Consider the following 19,516-nt stretch of genomic DNA (forward strand, 5'->3'; position numbering starts at 1 on the left):
GAGATTGGAGCTAGCTCGAAGGCATAAAGGTGTAGCCTTCTATGCTACGTAGCTTGGGGCTGAATGTAGCTATCTTCTGTATGCGGAGCTTCTCGGCTACTGCAAGGGTTACTGCATCACTGAGGCTTAAGCCATGCTTCTTTGCTAGCTCTACTGCTCGGGCTATGTCGTCCATACTCACTGTGTAGACTGTCAATCTTCCAGTCCTGCTGAGCTGTGAGAGATACGCGGAGAGCTTCTCCACAGCCTCGAATGCCTTAGCCCTAACCTCTTCGTCGCTAGCTAGCTTTTCTATACTCTCTGCTACACCTGCCCCAGTGGCGGCACTAGCAGCTGCTACAGCTGCCTTGGATAGCGCCTCTAGCACGGCGGTGCTCGGTATTACCAGGTCTTCGCTGCCCTCCTCGGCGCGACTGAATATATTGACCGCGAAGTCTGCACCAGCCTTGCCTAGTAGGAGCCTTATGAGGACTGTAGAGTCTACCAGTATTGGGCCTACCATCGCATCTCACCTCCCATGTTAGCCTGGTAGAATAAACTTGTCTAGCTCGTCGGCCTCGACTTTGGTTTCTATGATGCCGCGGAGCTTCTTGACGTCGGGCGCCTTGGAGTAGTATATGAAGAGTTTCATAGCCTCTCTGATAGCCTCGCTCCTCGACAGACCATGCTCTTGTGCCACACGGTCAAACTCCTTCAGCAGCTCTTGTGGCACACGTACATAGATTGCTGACGCTGTGCTCAAGGACCAATCACCTATAATGTTTTCATAGCCTTCTTGCTCAGGTATAGAGGAGAGTGGAAACCCCATATATATTTTTATATACAAGCTACCCGCTAATGTCTTAACCTGAGTTTAAGAACTTACGCATGGTAATACCGGTTCGCCGTATAATTCGTTTTATAGGGGCAGCCAGGAGGCCACGGATGCCTGGAGGAGAGCAATGCCCGTAAGCCGCAAGTACACGGCTTACAGAAAGGCACTCGAGCAGCTCAAACTCAAACAGCTCGACGTGTTCAGATATAAGGACCATGACGAGATAAGAGTACTAACGCCAGACCGTAAGATCGTGCTGATAAAACTGCCCAAGCACCGCGAAGAGATGACAATAGACGAGTTTGTAGAGCACGTAAAGAAAGCGCTAGCCTAAAGCCATCACCCCAAGCAATTCTAGTTATTGGCTCTCATAAATTACAAAATTACGCCAAACCCGTACAGGGCGCTACTGCCGAGCCTCATACCACCTACCACCTTGATGATTGCGCTGCGAGCCCCAGGCAGTTGGCTATACCCTGCCGAGGGACCAGCTCCGGGCACCTTTCTATAGTAAAGCCACATTGCCCCAAAACGTAGTCTTCAAGTCTACAAGGCTCTTGACGGACACGGTTCTCCTGAAACACACAGCGAGGCCCTGCGTAACGGAATATCTCCGGGTGAATTCGTACAAGCTCCTCTCGAACACGCCACGCCAGTAGACGTATCTCCCATTGTGCATGACTGCACATGCGGAGCGGTAGAAAGCTCTCTAGGAGCTCTCGCGCGTTCATTGTGAAGACTACTCGCGTACGCACCGCCTGAGGCAAGACGAAACGCGCGTCCTCCCTTGGCAAACCCTCTGCAAGCATCTTATAGTACTCAGCAGCCGCTTGGAGATGTATACGTGCATGGCTAAGCATTGTACCGAAATTCCACTTGGGATTTAGTACGAAGGCCCTACTCACGGCCTCTAAGATCTTTGCCGTCTCGACACCATTTCTTTCATCATGCCTGTCAACGAGACCTGCTGCCCAGCGAAGGATGCTAGAATAGAGGGCATAGTCATCTCGTCTACGTGGCTTCTCGGGACATTCCACGTCGGAGAACTGGCATAACTCTATGACCATTTGACGTAGGAAGCCCTCAGTATACCGCATACTTTGCTGCGTATAGCTGGCTATTCTGTGACGGACGAGCTGATGACTACAGACGCGGCTACAAATCACCTCAAATGTATAGACTGCATGCTCAAGAGGACTACCATGTCCACGGCGTATGAGTTCTCGTATCCATTTCTCTATCTCGCTGCTAGGCATATCCCATGCCTTCTCAACAGGCTTCTTCGACACTGTTATCCGTGCAGCCGCTGCTACTAACCGCGGCGCATCGCGAGTATAGGATATAAGCCTTACAAGAACCGGGGGTGACAACTCCAGCCCGCTAACAAGAGGGGTATCTAGCAGCGTCACAACTTGCCCCGGATTAGAGCTGGACCTCTAGACAGAAGCTGGAGGATTGCGAGTGCTTATCATCGAGCCCTACATCTTTTATAACAAATGTATGGGGCTTTAGACCTCGCATGTCTTGCATGTACTGTTCTCCGTGAGTTCTACTACAACCTCGTCAGAACCCGTCGCGGCCTCCTTAACCTCAAAGAGTTCGCGTGCCTTCTCGTCGGCCTCTAGATCTTCCCGTCGAATCTTCTTCTTGAGATGCATCATTCTCATCTTTCGGCGGGACTGCTCTTGGCTTTTCTTGCGCCGTTTTATCGGCTTCGCTGACAAGCTCTTCTGCTCGCCACCAAAGTAGATTACCTGGACTCCCTTGCTCTCGTCGCGGTACACTGTTACTCCCTTGAGGCCACCTAACCAGGCTACCAGGTAGGCTGTGTAGACCTCTTCCTTGCCGGCCTCCTTGCGGAGGTTTATCGTCTTGCTTATAGCCTGGTCTACGTAGAGCTGCGCAGCTATCTGATGGGCTAAGTGATACCAGACATCGAAGTCCATACTCATAGTGAATAGCCTCGCCAGCCGCTCTATCTCTGCGAGGAACCCGTTCATTATACCCATCTGCATCAACTTGTCACGTATCTCATCCAGGGCCCAGCGGAGCGAGCCCTTATGCTTACTGATGGTCTCATAGACTACCTTTACAGCCTCCTCTGGTACTTTGTAGCGGGCCGCGGCCTCTAGGAGTTTCTCACGGAAGGGACGCACCACTTCCAGGAATTCGCCAACTGCTACGACACGGCGGTATACTAGGGCGAAATATGGCTCTATACCACTGCTAGTCCCAGCTATAATGCTTATCGTACCAGTGGGCGCCACGGTGGTGGTGACTGTGTTCCGTGGAGCCTTTGCACCCAGTAGGCGTCCGTAGCTCTTTAACAGCTCCCACGCCGCCTGTGGCATCCATATCGCGAGTGCTAGCAAGTGCCTGGGACTGTTAGCCGCCTTGACTGGATGCAGTTTCAGCGCCTCCCAGACATGACGTCTCTCTACACCAAATACCTCGCTAGCAACCCGCTCTACTACATACTCTGGCACCAGCTTCACCGCACCGTCGAGTTCTACCCGCTCTTTCGCAGCACCTGCGAGCTTCTCCCTAACATCATCGCTGATCTCTACCTTGTGATAATGAAGCTTCAACCATCCATTCTCGAACCGGGCTACTTCACCAGCCTTCACGAGTGCTGGGGTATGCAGCTCTACCAGTTCTTCAGGCTCACCCTTCTCTAGACACTTCATGCTTCTCCAGTCATACCTCTTACATTCGAACGCTGGGGCATGGCCGAGCTTGGCGCCTAGCTCCCAGCTACGCTTCCAGCTATAGACCTCCAGAGCGGCCATAACTATCATGGTGAAAGCTACCGCTTCATCGCTGTCGTAGGGATAGCCGAGCCTCGCGAGCGCGTCAGCGAGGCCCATTACTCCTAGGCCTATCTTCCTTGTCAGCTTGTTAGCAATATCCTGCCTGGGGTCGGGATGGTTGTTTAGATCAATCACGGCATCCATAGCGTCTATAACTACTTGTACATCATGCATAAACTTGTCTATATCGAACCTCCCGCCCACGATGTACTTCTCGATACTCATGCTGCCGAGGTTACAGCTCTCAAACGGGTATAGTGGCTGCTCTCCACATGGGTTGGTAGCGTTCACTGCACCAAGCCATGGCGTGGGGCTCCACTTGTTGTGATTATCTATGAATATGAGTCCGGGGTCGCCGCCTGCCCAGGCATTCTCTACTATCTTCTCCCATATCTTGCGTGCCGGGTAGCGCCACGTATGGGGATTCTTCGTGTCTGGCTGTATCTCCCAGCCCGTGTACTTGGCTTGCTCTTTGAGGGCCGCTAGCGCCTTGGCCCGAGCCTCTTCTGCTACTTCCTCATAGATATTTAGGTATGGATTGTCTAGCAGCCAGGAATACTTCTCTACTAGCTTGCCTAGCCTACCACTACCAGTAGCCATAGATACACTGTAGTGAAGCCGATAGATACCTGTCTTGGAGTCGGCACTATATCTTGGATTTATCATCCACCACTCCTTGTCCTCTAGCACAGCCTTCATGAAGGCGTCATTGGCGCCCACGCTTATGTTGAAGTTGGTTATGTTTACGTCCTGTAGGGGTGGCTCCTTGGCTTGTATGAAACCTGCATCTTCTACCGTGCTCCAGCCACCACGTGTTAGCCTCTCCAGCATCTCTTTTACCGCAGTGTCTACCTCGTATTCACCATCCCTCTCTATGGCGTCTACTATCTCTTTGAGTTGGCGTAGCAGACTCTGGAGCTGAGGTGGTAATTTGTTCCAGAGTGCTGCCCAGGGGTCAAAGTCGGGATTGATTATGTCTGGATGCCAGACATGTAGAATACCCATGTTTGCGCCACGTCTCTTGCCACCCTGCTTCACCATCTCCGTAACGACATCGTATATCTGAATGAAGCTTAATGGGCCGGAGGCATAGCCACTAGTACCCCTTACTATATCCCAACGAGGCCTTAGCTCGCTGAAGCTGAAGCCTTGGCCACCACCCCACTTGAAGGTCATAGCTTGAACCGTGGCTGCATCCATTATTGCACGCATGTCATCATAGACCGGGGTCACGTAGCAAGCCGAGAGAGTACCACGGGCACCATCAGCGTACATGTTGAAGAGAGTAGGGGAGTTAAACATGAAACGGCGAGCTATGAGTAGCCGGTATAGCTCCTCGGGGTCTACGCGGCTTCGAAAGCCCAGTGCTACTCTTCTCATCACCATGCTAGGGGTTTCCATAAAGGCCCCATACTCGTTCCGGGTCATGTACCTGGCCATGAGAACACGTATAGCATTATACGTGAAGCCCATATCGTCTCTGCATGGCTCGCTATCACGACTCTCAGCGTATGCTTTCACACAATCGGGTAACTCTGCTAGTTTGCCACCATTAGGGGCTGTCCTGCGATAACTCCTTACAACAATAGGATATATGTCACCTAACAGTAGTTGCTTTGCTTCCTCCTCAGCCTCCGGCCGGTATAGCGATTCCTTGATGAGTTCTAATTGCTGCTTGTCAGTATTGCCCGCCACAATAGGGCACCCCGGTAGTACTTGTAGGAGGGGGTAGTGTAGCCCTGCCGACTATGAACCCGTGTATTACCTCTTCCGCTCAACTGCAGCTGTTATGGTAGATTCTATACACGCGTAATATATGCTGAACAAAGCTAGGACATAACCTTAGTATCACTCGGTCTTACCTATGTTTATCCGAGCCTGACAGGGAGACGTTGTCCTATACAAACTCTAGGTGACTGCTACATAACATACACTATTATCTTGTCATAGGGTTCTTCTTCGAAATACACCTTGCGCTTAGCCTGCATATAGAACATCACATCCTTGCTTGTCAACACGAAATAGTCGTAGAGAAAGCTAGCCGGGGTTATCACCGTGAGATATCTCTCGAACTCTAAATCGGTGTAGACCACTTCAAAGTTTCCAACATAGTTCCTACCTACTATGTCCACCCGAGGTGCTTCTAGGGGCTTCAGCTCCTCCGCAAAGCCTATGAAGAGTGTTTTTCTGTTCCTATCCTCAACTTCTCTTTTGTAACTGTATTTGGCTTCTACTACTATGCTCCTAGGCTCGAAGAGCAGTTCGGCATTAGCAGCTCTAATTTCAAGAGCCTCGTTTGCAACACGTAGCTCTAGTGCTCCTTTACCCCATCGAACGTAGAAGCTCTCGCGCCTGCCCAATGCCAGCCTCCCATCCACTATGCTCGTCCAGAGGATCCAAGCTAGCCTCACACTAGTATAGTCTTAAGGCTTCCTAGCTCTCCTCTTCGCCGTTAGGTATCTCTAATAGCCTTTGTAGCTCGGCAGCCAGCATTCTTGCAGCAACAGAAGGAGGGAGAGCTGTATCCTCCTTGCGGTATACTGTGGGTGCTTTTACACGCATTCCAGCTCCGTCTCTTATTTCTATTTCATGCATTCTAAGGCTGTGCTCTGTTTGTCTCATTTTCTCTATTATCACGTAGCGTCTTAGCTCGCCCCGAACGACGGACTTTCTGAACCTTATTATGCCGTCTGCTACATGTTCTATGCCGAAACCAAAGCCTAGGCTCGTCGTGACAGCATACTGGCTTATAAGTAGTGCTGTAAAGTCCCAGCGGTATAGTACTCTCTTTACAAAGTAGCTATACTTCCTCGCCATAGCGGGCTTGTCAAGCCAAAAGGCTGACATCGAGTCTACCACAAGGCGGGCACGACCGTAGCCTAGATACCTTTTGGCCTCTATGACTTTGTTTACCAAAGTCTCTACATCAAGCTCGGCAATGCTCCATGGGTCATCACGTTTACCCATGAGCGCATCTATTATAACTAGCTTTCCATCACGGATAGCCTTCTCGAAGTCAAAACCAAACATAGCTGCTTGTTTTATTATGCTTTCCTTTGATTCCTCAGTTGTCACATAGATATTTTTATCTCCCTGTCTAATACCCTCAGCAATAAAGTGTATTGAGAATATCGTCTTTCCGGTACCAGGCTCTCCAACAACAGCTACAAAGAATCCCCGCGGTATACCTCCTTGTATAAGCTTGTCAAAACCAGGTACGCCCGTGGGCAACCGCTCTATCTCAATCTTCAAGGTTATCACATGCCACCTCTAGACGCTCTAGACTATGACATTGACATATAATTCTCAAAAGAGCCCAATGGAAGCTGGTCCACTCCCCTCGTTAGCTACTCACTGCGCGGCTAATCTGCACTACTCTCCGGCATAAAACCGAACATCGTTCCTATAGTACGAGCAGTATCCTGTCGCTGTACACGCCTCAACGAAGACTAGCTGCAAGTCATGACTAGTGCTGGCTAGTTTTGATAGCTTAGAGTCTAGACATTTGTACACTTCACGTACTAGCAGCTCCGCTGTAGCATCCTTGACGCCTAAGACTTCATTTAAGTAGACATGATCAAGACTCCTCACACACTCGCCCAAAAACCTCTCGAGTACATAATGGTCTATGACAGTGTTGTCGGCACCCAACGGACCCTCGACGCAAACACGCACTCTATAGTCGTGCCCATGAAGCGCGGCTGCCGAGCCACCGAGGCTCTCGACACGGAGTGCAGCCGAGATCCAGACCGATACACAGACGCCGAACGGCATCATGCATCCCTTTCCTCCCTTGTCACTATGCCCCCGCCCTGAAGCCACTACGGGGCTGCATTGTTCCTCCAGGCCTTGTTGTGACGTGGGGCGAGTCTCTTAGCTGCTCGCCCTACCATGTAGTAGAACCAAGCCTTAAGGGGTCGGTATGGCGCTTCCTGGAATATATGCCGCTGCATCGCTACTAACCAGCATAGTCCCTGACCAGATACAACCTGCAGGTATAGATCTACGTATAGGAGAGATACATGTTTTTCAAGAGCATGGATTCCTAGGTGTTAGGGGACGCAAGATACCTACCTCGAAGCCCTTAGAGCCGGAGGGCGACAAGTGGCTGCTCAAGCCAGGCTACTACAAGATAGTCTTTATGGATGCTATTGCTATACCTAGTAATGCTGTAGGGATGTGTTTTCCCCGTAGCAGTCTTCTACGTATGGGAGTTATGCTGGGTTGCGCTGTATGGGATCCCGGCTATCGCGGCAGAGGAGAAGCACTGCTAATAGTCGGGAATCCCCATGGAGTAGAGATAGAAGTTGGCGCTAGGGTAGCACAGCTAGTGTTTATACGGGTTTACCCACAGCTTGGTGAGAGATATAGCGGTATCTATCAGGGTGAGAGACTAGCGGGAGAGAAGATCTAACACCGTCTCAAAGAATTTCCGTTCACTGCTCTTCTTGGACTTTTTCAGCAGCTTGGTTACAATCAGCTCGGGTGTCGATCGTGCAAGGTAGTTGTAGCGTGGGCTCCGGTCCACTATAAGGTTGTAGTTCTCGTCTAACCCCTTGGCCTCTATACCGTCTATCCTTACTTGCCCGCGGATAGCTGGAGGCAGCGCTTCGACAACTTCCTCGGCCAGGTGACTAACTATAACCGCCACCGAGTCCTTGCTCCTAGCTATAGATGCTGCTATCGCCGCTACTATGCGTGCAGCAGCATGTGCTTCTGTAATCGCCTCTAGCTCGTCTACTAGGAGTAGTATGCGCTTCCTCTGCGCCTCTTCCACTATAGCTGCCAGCTTCCGTAGCGTCTCCTCTAGGCCTCCGGCGTCCAGCATGCCAGTCGGCTTAGAGATGTAGTAGACCTTGTCAAAGCCGCCTACCCAGGCCCTGGACGCTGGAACCGGGAGCCCGGCCTGGCTTGCGAGCACTATTTCGCCTATGGTCTTCAACAATGTTGTTTTGCCGCCACTATTGGCGCCGGTGAGTAGTATGACTCTCTCACACTGTGTACCTTCCGGCCTATAGGGGGTACATCCAGCCACGTAGCTTACGCGCTGAACCCTAACACCTGCTGACAAAAGATTGGCCTCGACAGCCTCTATGAAGCCTACTCCGCTAAAGCTACGGCTAACCTCCGCTATGCAACCACGCTTCTCCACTATGAAGCGGTGGGCCGCTTGTGCTACATCGAGCCAAGCTAGTATCTCGGCAGCCGATGGTAGAAGTTCAACGAGCTGGCTAAGCCGGGCAGCATATTTTCTCGCGAAGAGGTAGAGGCTGAGGCCAATCTTCTGCTCTAGGTGTTGGCGCAACTTCTCAATAGGTTCTCGGCGCACTTCTATGGGGAACTGCGGCTTGGGCTCTACGACTCCTCTTATGAACTCTCGCTCCTCGGGTTTTAGTCCCAGCATTTCTGCAAGCCTGTTCTCCGCTTCTATGCTCACCTCTTCGAATATCTCGACTAGCTCGTCTGGGATACGGAAGTAGCCCTCCTCGAGTGCTTGTATTAGGCGCAGGAGTTCTGCGGCGCTTAGTCGTAGCTCGCGTTCCTCGAGGCGGCGTTTAGCCTCCTCGTTTATCCAGACTTCGAGGTCAGACACTGCAGGTTCTAGGTTCTTTAGGACGAATGAGGCATACTTGTATTCTGGGTCTATCTCGCCCAGCTCGAGGCGTCTAAGCACCTCTAGGGCTTCCCGGGCCAATGCCACGATCTCGTCCACTATTCCTGGCTGCTTGCCCAAAGCCTCTGCAACACTTACGAGCAGACCAGGGTTCATCTCATAGATGTTTATAAACGCTTCTATGACTCCCTTGTTCTGCCTAAGGGTCTCGATTACAAGCTCCGGGGCAACAGTGTACATGTCTAGCTTGTCTATCCCGACTACACCTGGTTTATCAGGCACGTCAACTCTATAAGCTAGAATTATAGCTGAGCTATGCACATCCACATCGTCTAGCGAGTTAGCCTCTATGATTGTGAGCCCCTCCACCCTGTTGCCAAGCTTGTCCCGGAGCTTCTCGGCGTAGTCCCTTGGGGCTACTACTACACGGTTTACCTTGACTCTCGGCTTCCGTGGCCACGTTATACGGGAAAGATTCCCGTACAGCCTGGGCCATGTAATCCTGGCTGTGGCTGTTGCATCTACTAGCCTCTTCATTCTGCGCGACACAGCCTCTACTTCTGCCTCGAAGCGGCCAGGGACTGGCGCCAAAGTTGCAACTAGGTCTTTACCCGGCTCCGATACAACACTCTCGATAAACAGCTTTGTCACAGCCTCAAAGAGCCCGGCTGTGTCCGGAGAGCCTATCACCTCGCCGGGGTCGTACCCTGCTAGTGCTCCGCGAGCTAGTCGCACCAGCCTTACAGCTCTACGGGTCGATGACAAGGCTTCAGCTATGCTTGCTACCTGTCCCTGCAGCAGTGCTCTTAGCGCCTCCTCCTCGGAGCCAAAGTAGCCTACAAGTTTCTCGTAGACACGCTCGCCTACACCTGGTATGCCGCGCAGCCGGAGCTGCGTCCTACCCATTGTCCGGCGTCTCCTCCCTAGAGACTACATAGCCCCATACCTGTGAGCACAGCCCTATAGCCAGCCTACCAACTTCTCCCGGGGTCTTCTACAAAGCTGGTAGGAGCTTGCCCTAATGGTGTTAGTCTAGACACCGTTTTTATAGCTGGGTAGATGTCGAAGCGGCCGGGTGAGATAGTGGTGGCGCTTGAGCGTCTAGATGAAGTTGCCAGAAGTCTCGAGGCCATCGCTAATAGGATAAGAGAGAGTGTAGGACCTGCCGAGAGCCTGCTCGAGAGTCGAGCCAACACTGCTATATATACAGTGTCCGAGACTCTCGACGAGATATCTGCTGCGCTGCGCAGACTACGCTGCATAGCAGAGGCTAAGGGCACCGAAGGCAAGGTGCTAACAATATGCACAACATGGCGTGTACTAGAACACGACGGTGGTCTGATAGCTATCAGAGTAAAGCCCGAGACCGTTATCTCGTTCCGTGATGGCAAGCTGGTATTCCACCGCGGCAACGTGCGTATGGAGGTTGAGGGCCGCAGAGTCAAGCTCTGCAAGTGGAGCTACTGCAAAGAAATTGACCCGACGAACCGTAAACAAGTAATGGAGGAGCTACCACAGATATTCTACCTGCTGAGAGGCGTAGCAAACGCCGTGCACAAGACCTTCGAAGCAACAAATCTCTGTGCCAGGAGGGAGGCACCAGACTGCACCAGGATCTAGCCCCAGTAGAGGGCTGGATTGCATACACAAAACACACTATAGGATTTGTAAAGGGATGTTTCCAGCCACTCCCACTACTATTCTTCATACCCCGCGTCATCAAAGGCTTGAAGAACTGGAATTCCTACATAAGCGCCAACGCTATCAGCATAGACGACGCTATCGTGCTGCGTAACGAGCCATGCCTTTACAAGAGGAAGGTATCACTACTAGCGCCGGATAAGGCTAGGCTTGAGTCCCCGCTGACAGCTGCAACAAAGCTAAAGAGCTGTAACATGCCTCTATGTAGACGCGCTCTAGAACTGGTAGAACTGATAGAGGGCGTCACCGAGCTTGTAGGTGTTACGGGAGGCCTAGCCTATAACCCAACTAATGCCAGCGATATAGATATAGTAGTCTATGGAAGCCGTTTAGATGAGGTTTACCGACTGCTTGTAGACCTACGCCAAGACGGTGTAACCACTCCCTACAGAGGACACGGGCACGGCTGGAATAGAGCTGATATCGCCCTCCATAAAACAATTGGTGAACAGAGAGTTCTCTTCGGCTACATAGGTGGTTCCGAGTACAACGTTAAACTGGTGCCTTGCACACGACCGGAACGCTGTATGCCTGTAAGACTGCTTATAGAGAATCTTACTATTAGCGGCATTCTAGAGCATGTATCACCGTATACTATCCCAGCTGTATACCGGCTCATGCTAAGAGAGCCACTTAGGCTCAATGGTGCTAACTATTCATGGATATATGTGCTGAGCTATAGGCTCCGCTACACAGAGCTGCCATCCGGCATGAAGGCTGAAGTCAAAGGTGTCCTCGAGGAATCCGAGGGAATTATCAGGATAGTGCCGGATCACGGTGGATACGTAAAACCCTTGTACTAGCCCTTAACACCGCGTAGACCTCGGCAAAGCAGCCCACCCTTTCTCATGAAACTCCGTGCCAGAGGTGCTCTCAGATGAAGCCACGCATATTCATTACTCGTAGGCTTCCCGGCCCCTGCTTTGAGAAGTTCCTAGAGGAGTTCGAAGCGGAAGTATGGCCAGAGTGGCAGCATCCACCCTACGAGGTCTTGCTCGAGAAGGCTAGAGAGGTTGATGGTATAGTTTCGTTACTGAGTGACAAGATAGATTGCCAGCTTCTAACCGAGGGCGCTAAACACGGTCTTAAGATAGTAGCACAGTACGCCGTCGGCTACGATAATATAGACGTCGATTGCGCTACCCGGAACGGCATATACGTTACCAACACACCCAGCGTACTGACAGAGGCTACCGCTGAGCTCACATGGGCTCTTATACTTGCCACCGCTAGGAGGATAGTCGAAGCAGACGCCTATGTTAGGAGTGGTGAGTGGTACCGTAGTGGTACAGGATGGCACCCGGAACTTCTCCTAGGCATGGAGCTGGAGGGTAAGACTCTCGGCATTATAGGGTTTGGCAGGATAGGGCGGGCAGTGGCACGTATAGGGGCTAAGGGCTTTGGTATGCGCATCCTCTACTATAGCAGACACCGAGCACCAGAGGATGTTGAAAAGGAACTAAATGCCGAGTATGCGCCACTAGACAGGTTACTACGCGAATCTGATATAGTTAGTATACACGTACCATTGACTCCGAAGACCAGATACATGATCGGCGAGAGAGAGCTACGTCTAATGAAACCTACAGCGATACTCGTAAACACTGCCCGCGGCGCAGTAATAGATACCAACGCGCTCGTAAAGGCGCTAAAGGAGGGATGGATCGCTGGTGCCGGGCTCGACGTATTCGAGCAAGAACCATTACCACCAGACCACCCCTTAACTAAGCTTCCAAACGTCGTACTAGCACCCCACATAGGTAGCGCAACAAGAGAGACCAGAGAGAGAATGACATGCGCAGTACTTGAGAACCTACTAGCCTTCAAACGCGGAGAAGTACCACCAAACCTGGTAAACCCTGAAGTTGTCGAGAAGCGTAAACCAGGCTTCGACTAACATCCTTTCCCTCAACCCTTTTCTACGCGTCTTGGAGGAGAATGAGTAAAAATGAAATAAAAGGTATAATTTATATAATTTAAAGAAGGCCGCGAAGCTGCATTGCCTCTACTACGCGTTTAACTGCCAATGCGTAAGCAGCATCCCTCATCGTATGTTTTCCTGGCTCGAGCTCTCTATGCCAGAACTCCCATAGAGCTATGGAACTTTTAGCCATCTTCTCCTCGAGTCTGCGGCGTGCTTCGTCCTCGCTTATCCACTTTCCAGTGCGATTGTCTACCCACTCTATGTGACTCATTATGACACCACCCGCGTTTGCAAGTATGTCAGGTACTATGACGACGCCCTTGCGTGATAGGTATTCGTCAGCAGCTGCTGTGACTGGTCCATTAGCACCCTCTACTATGAGCTTAGCCTTTATCCTAGGAGCATTCTCCTCAGTTATAACATCCTCTATGGCTGCTGGTATCAATACATCTACGTTGAGTTCTAGGAGCTCTTCATTCGTGAGCCTTTTCTCGGCCTTATTGAAGTTGGTTACTGATCCGGTTTTGTTCTTTATCTGCTTTATCTCGTCCGGATTGAGGCCTTTTGAGTAGTATATACCGCCCTTGCTATCGCTTACGGCTACAATTATTGCACCCATCTCATGGAGGAATTTTGCAGCGTAATAGCCGACGTTGCCATAGCCCTGTATGGCTACGGTTTTTCCTTCTATTCCTCCCCACATCTTCTTTGCAATTTCTCTAGTTGCTACGGCTACACCGAATCCTGTAGCTATTATCCTAGTCTCAAAACCCCCAAGGAGCTTGGGCTTTCCAGTTATTACTCCGAACTTGTTTTCTCCTGTAAGCCTGTAGTACTCATCCATCATCCATGCCATTATCTGTGGATTAGTGTAGACATCGGGTGCGGGTATGTCAGTGTCTGGGCCTATGTATTTGTATATACCACGTATGTAGCCACGTGATAGCTCTTCAAGCTCTCTCTTTGTGAGCATATGAGGGTCTACTTTGACTCCACCCTTGCCTCCACCGTAGGGTAACTCTGCTAGTGCATTCTTCCACGTCATCATCATGCTCAGCGCTATTACCTCCTCCATGGTTACAGCCGGGTGGAAACGAATACCACCTTTGTATGGGCCTAGAGCACTGTTGTGCTGACTCCTCCATCCAATGAAGACTTTAACTCTACCATCTTCCATACGTACCGGTATCTTTACCTGAATGACGCGTTCTGGATAGCGTAAAGCGTTATATGTATCTTCATCGTATCCTAGAAGGTTGACTGCACGATGGAGAATCTTTTCTGCCTCAACAAGAAGGCGGCGCGAATCCATAGAGGACATGTCAGATGTACCCCCTCCATATGCATTATAATATTACATACGCCAGGATTTAACATGCACGTTTAAGTTGTCTAGTGGTACTCCCGAGGGTCTAAATTGTGGTGAACGTCTATGTATAGAAAGACAGAGTTTAGTCATCTCGTAGAAGGAACAATAGTGATAATCGACCTTGATAGGTTCAGTGAAGTTGTAGAGGAGAGGGGATGGAGCGAATACAGCCCAAACCCGGCTACAGGGCTTCTAACAAGACTCATAGAGATGTTTGCAAGGAGATGGCAAGGTGTCATTATCTACGGCTTCGACGAAGAACGTGGCACCGAGGAAGTAGTTATAGAGATACCGCTAGTTGAACCCGAAGAACTTCTACCGGATCTAGAGAAGATAAAACAAGAGCTAAACAGTATCGGAGTTGGAATCACCATCGTAGCCCTTAAGGGGTATGTGCTTGGCAAACCTGCCGCAGATAGAAGGGAAGCCTATACAGCTACACCATTTAGGCGTAGAGCTCTAGCACTTCTAAGAAAGGCTAAACGCCGTGGAGGCAACACGGTGATTATAGCCTAGCGTCTACATTCAGCTATACGACATAATTATTAGATGACAGTGTACTGCTGTCGCTGACCGCACAGCGATACATGTGAGATGTCTTTTATGCCTCCTCCACCGTGGTATAGTTTAGCGCTGTATAACTTGGCACACGTTCCACAGTTTTAACCTCAACGTAGCTGCTACTCTCCGCACTTGGCAGCTTAGCAACTCCTAGGAGCCCTGCAAGCTTAGCTTCAAGCTCATCCGGGGGTAGCTTCTTCAAAGCCCTTGCAGCTTCATAGAGCTTCGCGAAGGGTTTGCTCGTTCCCCGGTATGTAGCGCCATTACTTGCGACTTCGAGAAGTATCCACGCGTTGAATAAAGCTCGTGCTTCAAAACTGTTAACAAGACTTTCATGTGTCACGTTAAACAAGCTAGAAGCTTTCTTGACAAATTCCCGATAGATGTCTACCTCGTTTTCACGCAATGTTGCTGGACCGAAGCGTACTTTTTGTCCACTTATATGGCGTTCACCGAGCCCTGGGACTATTATCTTACCAAAGGCCGCCTTATGTCGCCAGGTTTGCGTATCACCGCTATCTATACCAATTATCTTTAAGAGAGGTATCACTGCTGCAGAAGCGAGGCCAAGGGCATGAAGCTTGCCACGCCACAACTTACGTAGAAGAGTGAGAAATAGGACTGCCTTGAGCCGCGAACCTTTACCCGATCTTTGCATGAAATGTGGTATCAAACCGCCAACGGCAGCAATACACGAGTGCGGCTCATAACTGCGTAGCTGTAGTCGCAGCGACTCGCCTACAGCCATATGGAATACGGGAATTAGTCTTCCTTCCTCTACGAGACCTCGTAGCGTATTCTTAAGCGACATATAGCTGGATATTGTTCTTGCTATCTTCCGTGCTCTGGTCTCATTATCGTCAAGTGGGCCTGGAGGATAATCCAGGCTTATATAATAGTCTGCATCAACTTCCCTGTAAACCTTTGCTATTTTATAAGTACCCGGATCGATACCTCGTCTAAGAAACTGGTAACCACCACTGTCGATCCACAATTCTACGTCATCATTATCTATTCCGAGTAACTTGCGAAGACCCCTCCCACGTACACGACTTAAACCAACCCTTAGTATATCGTAAGCGTTAACCATTATCCCAGATACTGGGAGGGTAAGCCATGGATGAGGGACCGCGTTTATAGGCGTTCCTAGAATCAGTTTGAATCCGCCCATGGTAGTGCGCCAAGTGTTAGGTATTATCAACCACGATGATAGACTAAAGGTATTATCCACAGGAACGAACATTGATATAATAAACCCGAGTTAAAGCATACAACTATAAGTCTTCATCTAGAGGACATAGCTGTGGGGATGAAGAGGCTCGAAAGGGCAGAGACCCGGCAATAGTGCCGGGTCAACCTATGAAGAGCCGCGCAGCACAGACCCTCCTACGAATGCCAATTATTAGACACTTTTACTCACTCCTTAAGCTACACTTAGGAAGCAACTATTGATGAATAATACATTAGAGAACTCAGGTACATGCCGAAGAATCCTAGCCTCGAGTGAATCCTATTCTTATTAGCCGCCTACTATGAGACTAATATAATGTGTATGTATGGATGATGACGTTACGCACTCTTAGAGCCCTTTCCATTCCATAGCTTTCGAGAAAGTCTACAAGGGCGATGAAAGAGGCCACCTCACTGACACTCAATTACACATTCGTAGGATGAGTCTTTACATTCTACCCTAGCTATGACCTCGCCTTTCTCTCCATTCATAATACTCAACCTGGCTGTACCACAGCCTAGCTCCTTAACGACCAGTACATTGCCCAATCTGTTGTCTCGTTGCTCCTCAAGTACCACATTCCTCAATCCCGCCCCACTATATAATGCGTATATATCCATAGCCAATAGTCTAATGGTGTGGATCATTCTGGCTTTGTCTTCTCTACATAGCCTCAATCCTATGGATTTACAAGATATTCTCAGCAACGTCTCTATGGGAGAATCATAAGGATCTATATCCGTAGCTCTTCCTGTATTTGCAGCAGACAATGCTCCTTGCACTGTGACAGCCCTAACACGGGCCAAGCTCGTTTCCACCCTACTTTGGCTCATAGTAGAACCTAGGCTTTAACCCTAGAAGTTTTAGTCTACGCTTAGCAGGTGAATAGAGTACCAGAGGCTCTACTTCTATGTTCTCAACTATATCGGGTCCTGCAAGCTCAACTAGCTCCTCGATCAACTGTGCCCAACACTTCTCAGAACCAAATGCCGCAAACAAAGCTACATGGAAGCTTAGGCCATAGTCGGCTAGATGTTTTACGGCATTAAGGGGGTACTCGAAAGCTCTAGGCATAGCACCCGTCAGTTTCGTGAATAATTCTGGACTACACGCTTTTATAGAAATACGGACATGTAGTCTATTATACCTGGCTAGGGTTCTAGCATACTCGCGCCGGGCCCCAATAAGTATACCATTGGTCTCTAGTATGAAGAGCCTATCACTAGTAGACTCAAAATGATCTAATAGTTTTACTAGATGTTTGAACCCTATAGTTGGCTCGCCTCCTGAAAGCCTCACATATCTATAACCATGAGCCTTGGCTATGCTCTCAAGTCTCTTATAGGCCTCCAGGGGGTGTACAAAGAATCCTATCCTGAGATCATCGCGTGGTCTCCCTGTCCAACAAAATGCACAGCGCAGATTACATCCAACTACATCACCCACCGCGCTTCCGCCATAGAAGCGGCTCCCACGGAAACGATAGTACTTGCGACGAGTACCTTGGAGGACACGCTGCTCTATTAGATCAGCTAGCTTAACTGGGTCAAAACCCCTTATCTCCGCCTCTTTACTCATCTCAGACACGCCACCGGTATAAGCTATGACAGCATAGTGGCGTTAGTTTGCGCACCTCTAGGGGGCCTTATATATGGGATTCTAGTTCTGAACACGTAATAATGGATGAGTGAAAGAACCCCGGCGGAGCCTCCGCACTATCAATAAATCTTATGGTACATGCTTAGAGGGCGCGGAGGGATGAAGAGGTCCTATCCTGACTGACTCACGGTTATGTTTACCGTAGTATTATATTGAAGCTTTTCTCTGGTACATTGAACAGTTTGGCTACTACATTACATGGTGCTGCAAAGAGAAACAACAATGGCGCCTCCGGAGGGTTATTGTGGAAATATAATGTCTGTATATCACCCTTGACTACTACCAGTGATGCTTCATTTAACTGTTCATAGATATGCTCGTTCTCATCCCTCATAACTGTCGCTGCATCCGACCCTATGTCTATGACCTCCGACAGAAGGTCAGCTACACCGGTTACCTCCAGGTCATTTGCTATTACATAATCCTCATATCTTCCACTACGTGCTACCCCGATTACTCCGAGGCCAAGCTCGTCCCGCAAAAGCTTAATGAATATAGAATCATAAGGCAGCTCGAATACAGACCCGAACATATAGTATACAATCCCGCCATTCTTCTTCATCTCATATAACTTATCTATAACAATCTTTGTATCATCTCGCCCTATCTTGTGCGATGATCCTAAGGCAGCTATGTCTACTACTGTAGGCGGCTCTGTCAGCAACTTGTCGGGAGTGTCTAGAGGACGGAAACCTGTGGCAAGACTAGCCGCCTTTAGAGCATCCGCTATCTTTCTATCAAGAGGTTTGTCTTTTATAGACTCTTCAATTGACTTAGCTCGGGATATAGCCTTGTTTAAGTTCCGCTGAATTATCTCCTCATATGGGGAGTCGTTACCCACTAGGGTCTTGAGCCTCCTAAACGAGACCGTGGCTAGCTCAGCTACCTCTATGTCTGGACCTATGTAGAGATTTACAGCCTCAAGGAGTTCACGGTATATAGCTAGTTTTCTAGCATTATCGTTCTCGCGAGTATCCAGTTCGACAGCTCTCTTGAAGAGTGTACAAGCCACACAATAAGGTGTTACGTGCAAGCACTACACCTTGATCCTGCCGATTCTTACTGTAGTATACCCAGCTAAGAAGTCATTACTCCGGCTGATAACATTGAAACTCCATCTTTATTACGCGTAGCCATTTATCTGCTTCATTTGTTGCTCCCTTAAGATTGAATCGCCTAACTGTGAAGGGGCTATCTAAAAAGAAAACTATCCGACTAGCTCTTGGCCCTATAACGCTCAATGGCCTCTTTTATCCTCCGTTTAGCCTCTTCGGGGCCTAGCCACTCTCGCACTTTAACCCACTTGCCGGGCTCTAGCTCCTTATAGTGCTCAAAGAAGTGCTTAATGCGCTCCTTGATAATCTCAGGTAGATCATCCACGCTCTTTATATTCTTGAAGCTGGGATCCAGCTTATCCTTAGGTACCGCTACTATCTTGCTGTCTGGACCTTCCTCATCCTCCATTACCAGTACTCCTATAGGACGTGCTTCTATGACTGTGCCTGGCAGAACGGGCTGTGCAGTTATGACGAGCACATCTACCGGATCGCCGTCCTCCTCGAGTGTCCCAGGTATAAAGCCGTAGTTGAACGGATAAACCATTGCTGTGTACAGGAAGCGGTCAACCTTTACTACGTCTGCCTTCTCATCATACTCGTACTTTACGTTGCTACCCATGGGTATCTCTATGAACACGTTCACTATTTCTGGGGCTTTCTCGCCAGGCCCTAGTCTCTCGTGTATAGATGCCATGATGTCCCCACCATGTTTCGTACCCTATAGCGAATTGTACGGGTATTAAGCTGTTAACACGATGTCACAATATAGTATCGT

Annotated in this window: 20 protein-coding genes; 6 read left to right on the forward strand and 14 right to left on the reverse strand. The window is 49.7% G+C overall.

The annotated features are described in order from the left end of the window. Positions 1-10: 10 nt before the first annotated feature. Positions 11-502: a type II toxin-antitoxin system VapC family toxin gene (locus tag Pyrde_RS08020; protein ID WP_055409751.1), complete on the reverse strand. Its 492-nt coding sequence runs from the start codon at positions 500-502 to the stop codon at positions 11-13. Between the two features lie 18 nt (positions 503-520). Then, a complete protein-coding gene (locus tag Pyrde_RS08025) occupies positions 521-742 on the reverse strand; it encodes a CopG family ribbon-helix-helix protein (protein WP_180385472.1) in 222 nt (73 codons plus the stop codon). A gap of 199 nt (positions 743-941) precedes the next feature. On the opposite strand from Pyrde_RS08025, the gene Pyrde_RS08030 reads away from it, so the two are divergent. Further along, a complete protein-coding gene (locus Pyrde_RS08030; protein ID WP_055409755.1) occupies positions 942-1,148 on the forward strand; it encodes a hypothetical protein in 207 nt (68 codons plus the stop codon). A 94-nt stretch (positions 1,149-1,242) separates the two neighbouring features. Here Pyrde_RS08030 and thyX read toward each other — a convergent pair whose 3' ends face one another. From thyX to Pyrde_RS08055, 5 genes are all read right to left on the reverse strand, one after another. Beyond that, on the reverse strand, positions 1,243-2,223 hold the full coding sequence (thyX, locus tag Pyrde_RS08035) for an FAD-dependent thymidylate synthase (RefSeq protein ID WP_197272675.1): 981 nt from the start codon (positions 2,221-2,223) through the stop codon (positions 1,243-1,245). Positions 2,224-2,322: 99 nt separating this feature from the next. Continuing rightward, positions 2,323-5,319, reverse strand: coding sequence for an adenosylcobalamin-dependent ribonucleoside-diphosphate reductase (locus Pyrde_RS08040; RefSeq protein WP_055409757.1), 2,997 nt, complete (start codon positions 5,317-5,319; stop codon positions 2,323-2,325). Positions 5,320-5,543: 224 nt separating this feature from the next. After that, positions 5,544-5,984 (reverse strand): hypothetical protein, encoded by a 441-nt coding sequence (locus Pyrde_RS08045; RefSeq protein ID WP_143522143.1) that lies wholly within the window; start codon positions 5,982-5,984, stop codon positions 5,544-5,546. 73 nt (positions 5,985-6,057) lie between these two features. After that, positions 6,058-6,876 (reverse strand): KaiC domain-containing protein, encoded by an 819-nt coding sequence (locus tag Pyrde_RS08050; RefSeq protein ID WP_088171903.1) that lies wholly within the window; start codon positions 6,874-6,876, stop codon positions 6,058-6,060. Positions 6,877-6,996: 120 nt separating this feature from the next. After that, positions 6,997-7,401, reverse strand: a complete 405-nt coding sequence (locus Pyrde_RS08055; protein WP_055409763.1) for a 6-pyruvoyl trahydropterin synthase family protein — start codon at positions 7,399-7,401, stop codon at positions 6,997-6,999. A 145-nt stretch (positions 7,402-7,546) separates the two neighbouring features. Here Pyrde_RS08055 and Pyrde_RS08060 point away from each other — a divergent pair, with 145 nt between their 5' ends. Next, positions 7,547-8,038 (forward strand): deoxyuridine 5'-triphosphate nucleotidohydrolase, encoded by a 492-nt coding sequence (locus tag Pyrde_RS08060; protein WP_055409764.1) that lies wholly within the window; start codon positions 7,547-7,549, stop codon positions 8,036-8,038. Here Pyrde_RS08060 and Pyrde_RS08065 read toward each other — a convergent pair. Beyond that, positions 8,018-10,144: a MutS-related protein gene (locus tag Pyrde_RS08065; protein ID WP_055409766.1), complete on the reverse strand. Its 2,127-nt coding sequence runs from the start codon at positions 10,142-10,144 to the stop codon at positions 8,018-8,020. The two genes, Pyrde_RS08060 and Pyrde_RS08065, sit on opposite strands and share 21 nt — an antisense overlap. A gap of 180 nt (positions 10,145-10,324) precedes the next feature. Between Pyrde_RS08065 and Pyrde_RS08070 the strand changes: the two genes are divergently transcribed. The 3 genes from Pyrde_RS08070 to gyaR all read left to right on the forward strand — a co-directional run bounded on the left by Pyrde_RS08070 (position 10,325) and on the right by gyaR (position 12,836). After that, entirely contained in the window at positions 10,325-10,858 is a 534-nt protein-coding gene (locus Pyrde_RS08070; protein ID WP_143522142.1) for a hypothetical protein, read from the forward strand. Between the two features lie 107 nt (positions 10,859-10,965). Next, positions 10,966-11,742 (forward strand): hypothetical protein, encoded by a 777-nt coding sequence (locus Pyrde_RS08075; RefSeq protein ID WP_055409770.1) that lies wholly within the window; start codon positions 10,966-10,968, stop codon positions 11,740-11,742. 74 nt (positions 11,743-11,816) lie between these two features. Beyond that, positions 11,817-12,836 carry a glyoxylate reductase gene (gyaR, locus tag Pyrde_RS08080; RefSeq protein WP_055409772.1) on the forward strand — a complete coding sequence of 340 codons (1,020 nt, stop codon included), beginning with the start codon at positions 11,817-11,819 and terminating at the stop codon, positions 12,834-12,836. Positions 12,837-12,915: 79 nt separating this feature from the next. On the opposite strand, the gene Pyrde_RS08085 is transcribed toward gyaR, so the two are convergent. Next, complete coding sequence (locus Pyrde_RS08085; RefSeq protein ID WP_055409774.1) at positions 12,916-14,184, reverse strand: Glu/Leu/Phe/Val family dehydrogenase; 1,269 nt, start codon at positions 14,182-14,184, stop codon at positions 12,916-12,918. A 111-nt stretch (positions 14,185-14,295) separates the two neighbouring features. Here Pyrde_RS08085 and Pyrde_RS08090 point away from each other — a divergent pair, with 111 nt between their 5' ends. Further along, positions 14,296-14,748, forward strand: coding sequence for a Maf family protein (locus Pyrde_RS08090; protein ID WP_055409776.1), 453 nt, complete (start codon positions 14,296-14,298; stop codon positions 14,746-14,748). 85 nt (positions 14,749-14,833) lie between these two features. Here Pyrde_RS08090 and Pyrde_RS08095 read toward each other — a convergent pair whose 3' ends face one another. The 5 genes from Pyrde_RS08095 to ppa form a co-directional block, all read right to left on the reverse strand. Continuing rightward, entirely contained in the window at positions 14,834-15,964 is a 1,131-nt protein-coding gene (locus tag Pyrde_RS08095; RefSeq protein WP_180385470.1) for a tRNA guanosine transglycosylase family protein, read from the reverse strand. 470 nt (positions 15,965-16,434) lie between these two features. Then, positions 16,435-16,830: a hypothetical protein gene (locus Pyrde_RS10745; RefSeq protein WP_143522141.1), complete on the reverse strand. Its 396-nt coding sequence runs from the start codon at positions 16,828-16,830 to the stop codon at positions 16,435-16,437. A gap of 13 nt (positions 16,831-16,843) precedes the next feature. After that, positions 16,844-17,602 carry a radical SAM protein gene (locus Pyrde_RS08105; RefSeq protein ID WP_055410894.1) on the reverse strand — a complete coding sequence of 253 codons (759 nt, stop codon included), beginning with the start codon at positions 17,600-17,602 and terminating at the stop codon, positions 16,844-16,846. A gap of 217 nt (positions 17,603-17,819) precedes the next feature. Beyond that, positions 17,820-18,716 (reverse strand): damage-control phosphatase ARMT1 family protein, encoded by an 897-nt coding sequence (locus Pyrde_RS08110; RefSeq protein ID WP_082419571.1) that lies wholly within the window; start codon positions 18,714-18,716, stop codon positions 17,820-17,822. Positions 18,717-18,898: 182 nt separating this feature from the next. Then, positions 18,899-19,435, reverse strand: coding sequence for an inorganic diphosphatase (gene ppa, locus Pyrde_RS08115; protein ID WP_055409782.1), 537 nt, complete (start codon positions 19,433-19,435; stop codon positions 18,899-18,901). Positions 19,436-19,516 lie beyond the last annotated feature (81 nt).

The organism is Pyrodictium delaneyi (genome assembly GCF_001412615.1).
GTDB lineage: Archaea > Thermoproteota > Thermoprotei_A > Sulfolobales > Pyrodictiaceae > Pyrodictium > Pyrodictium delaneyi.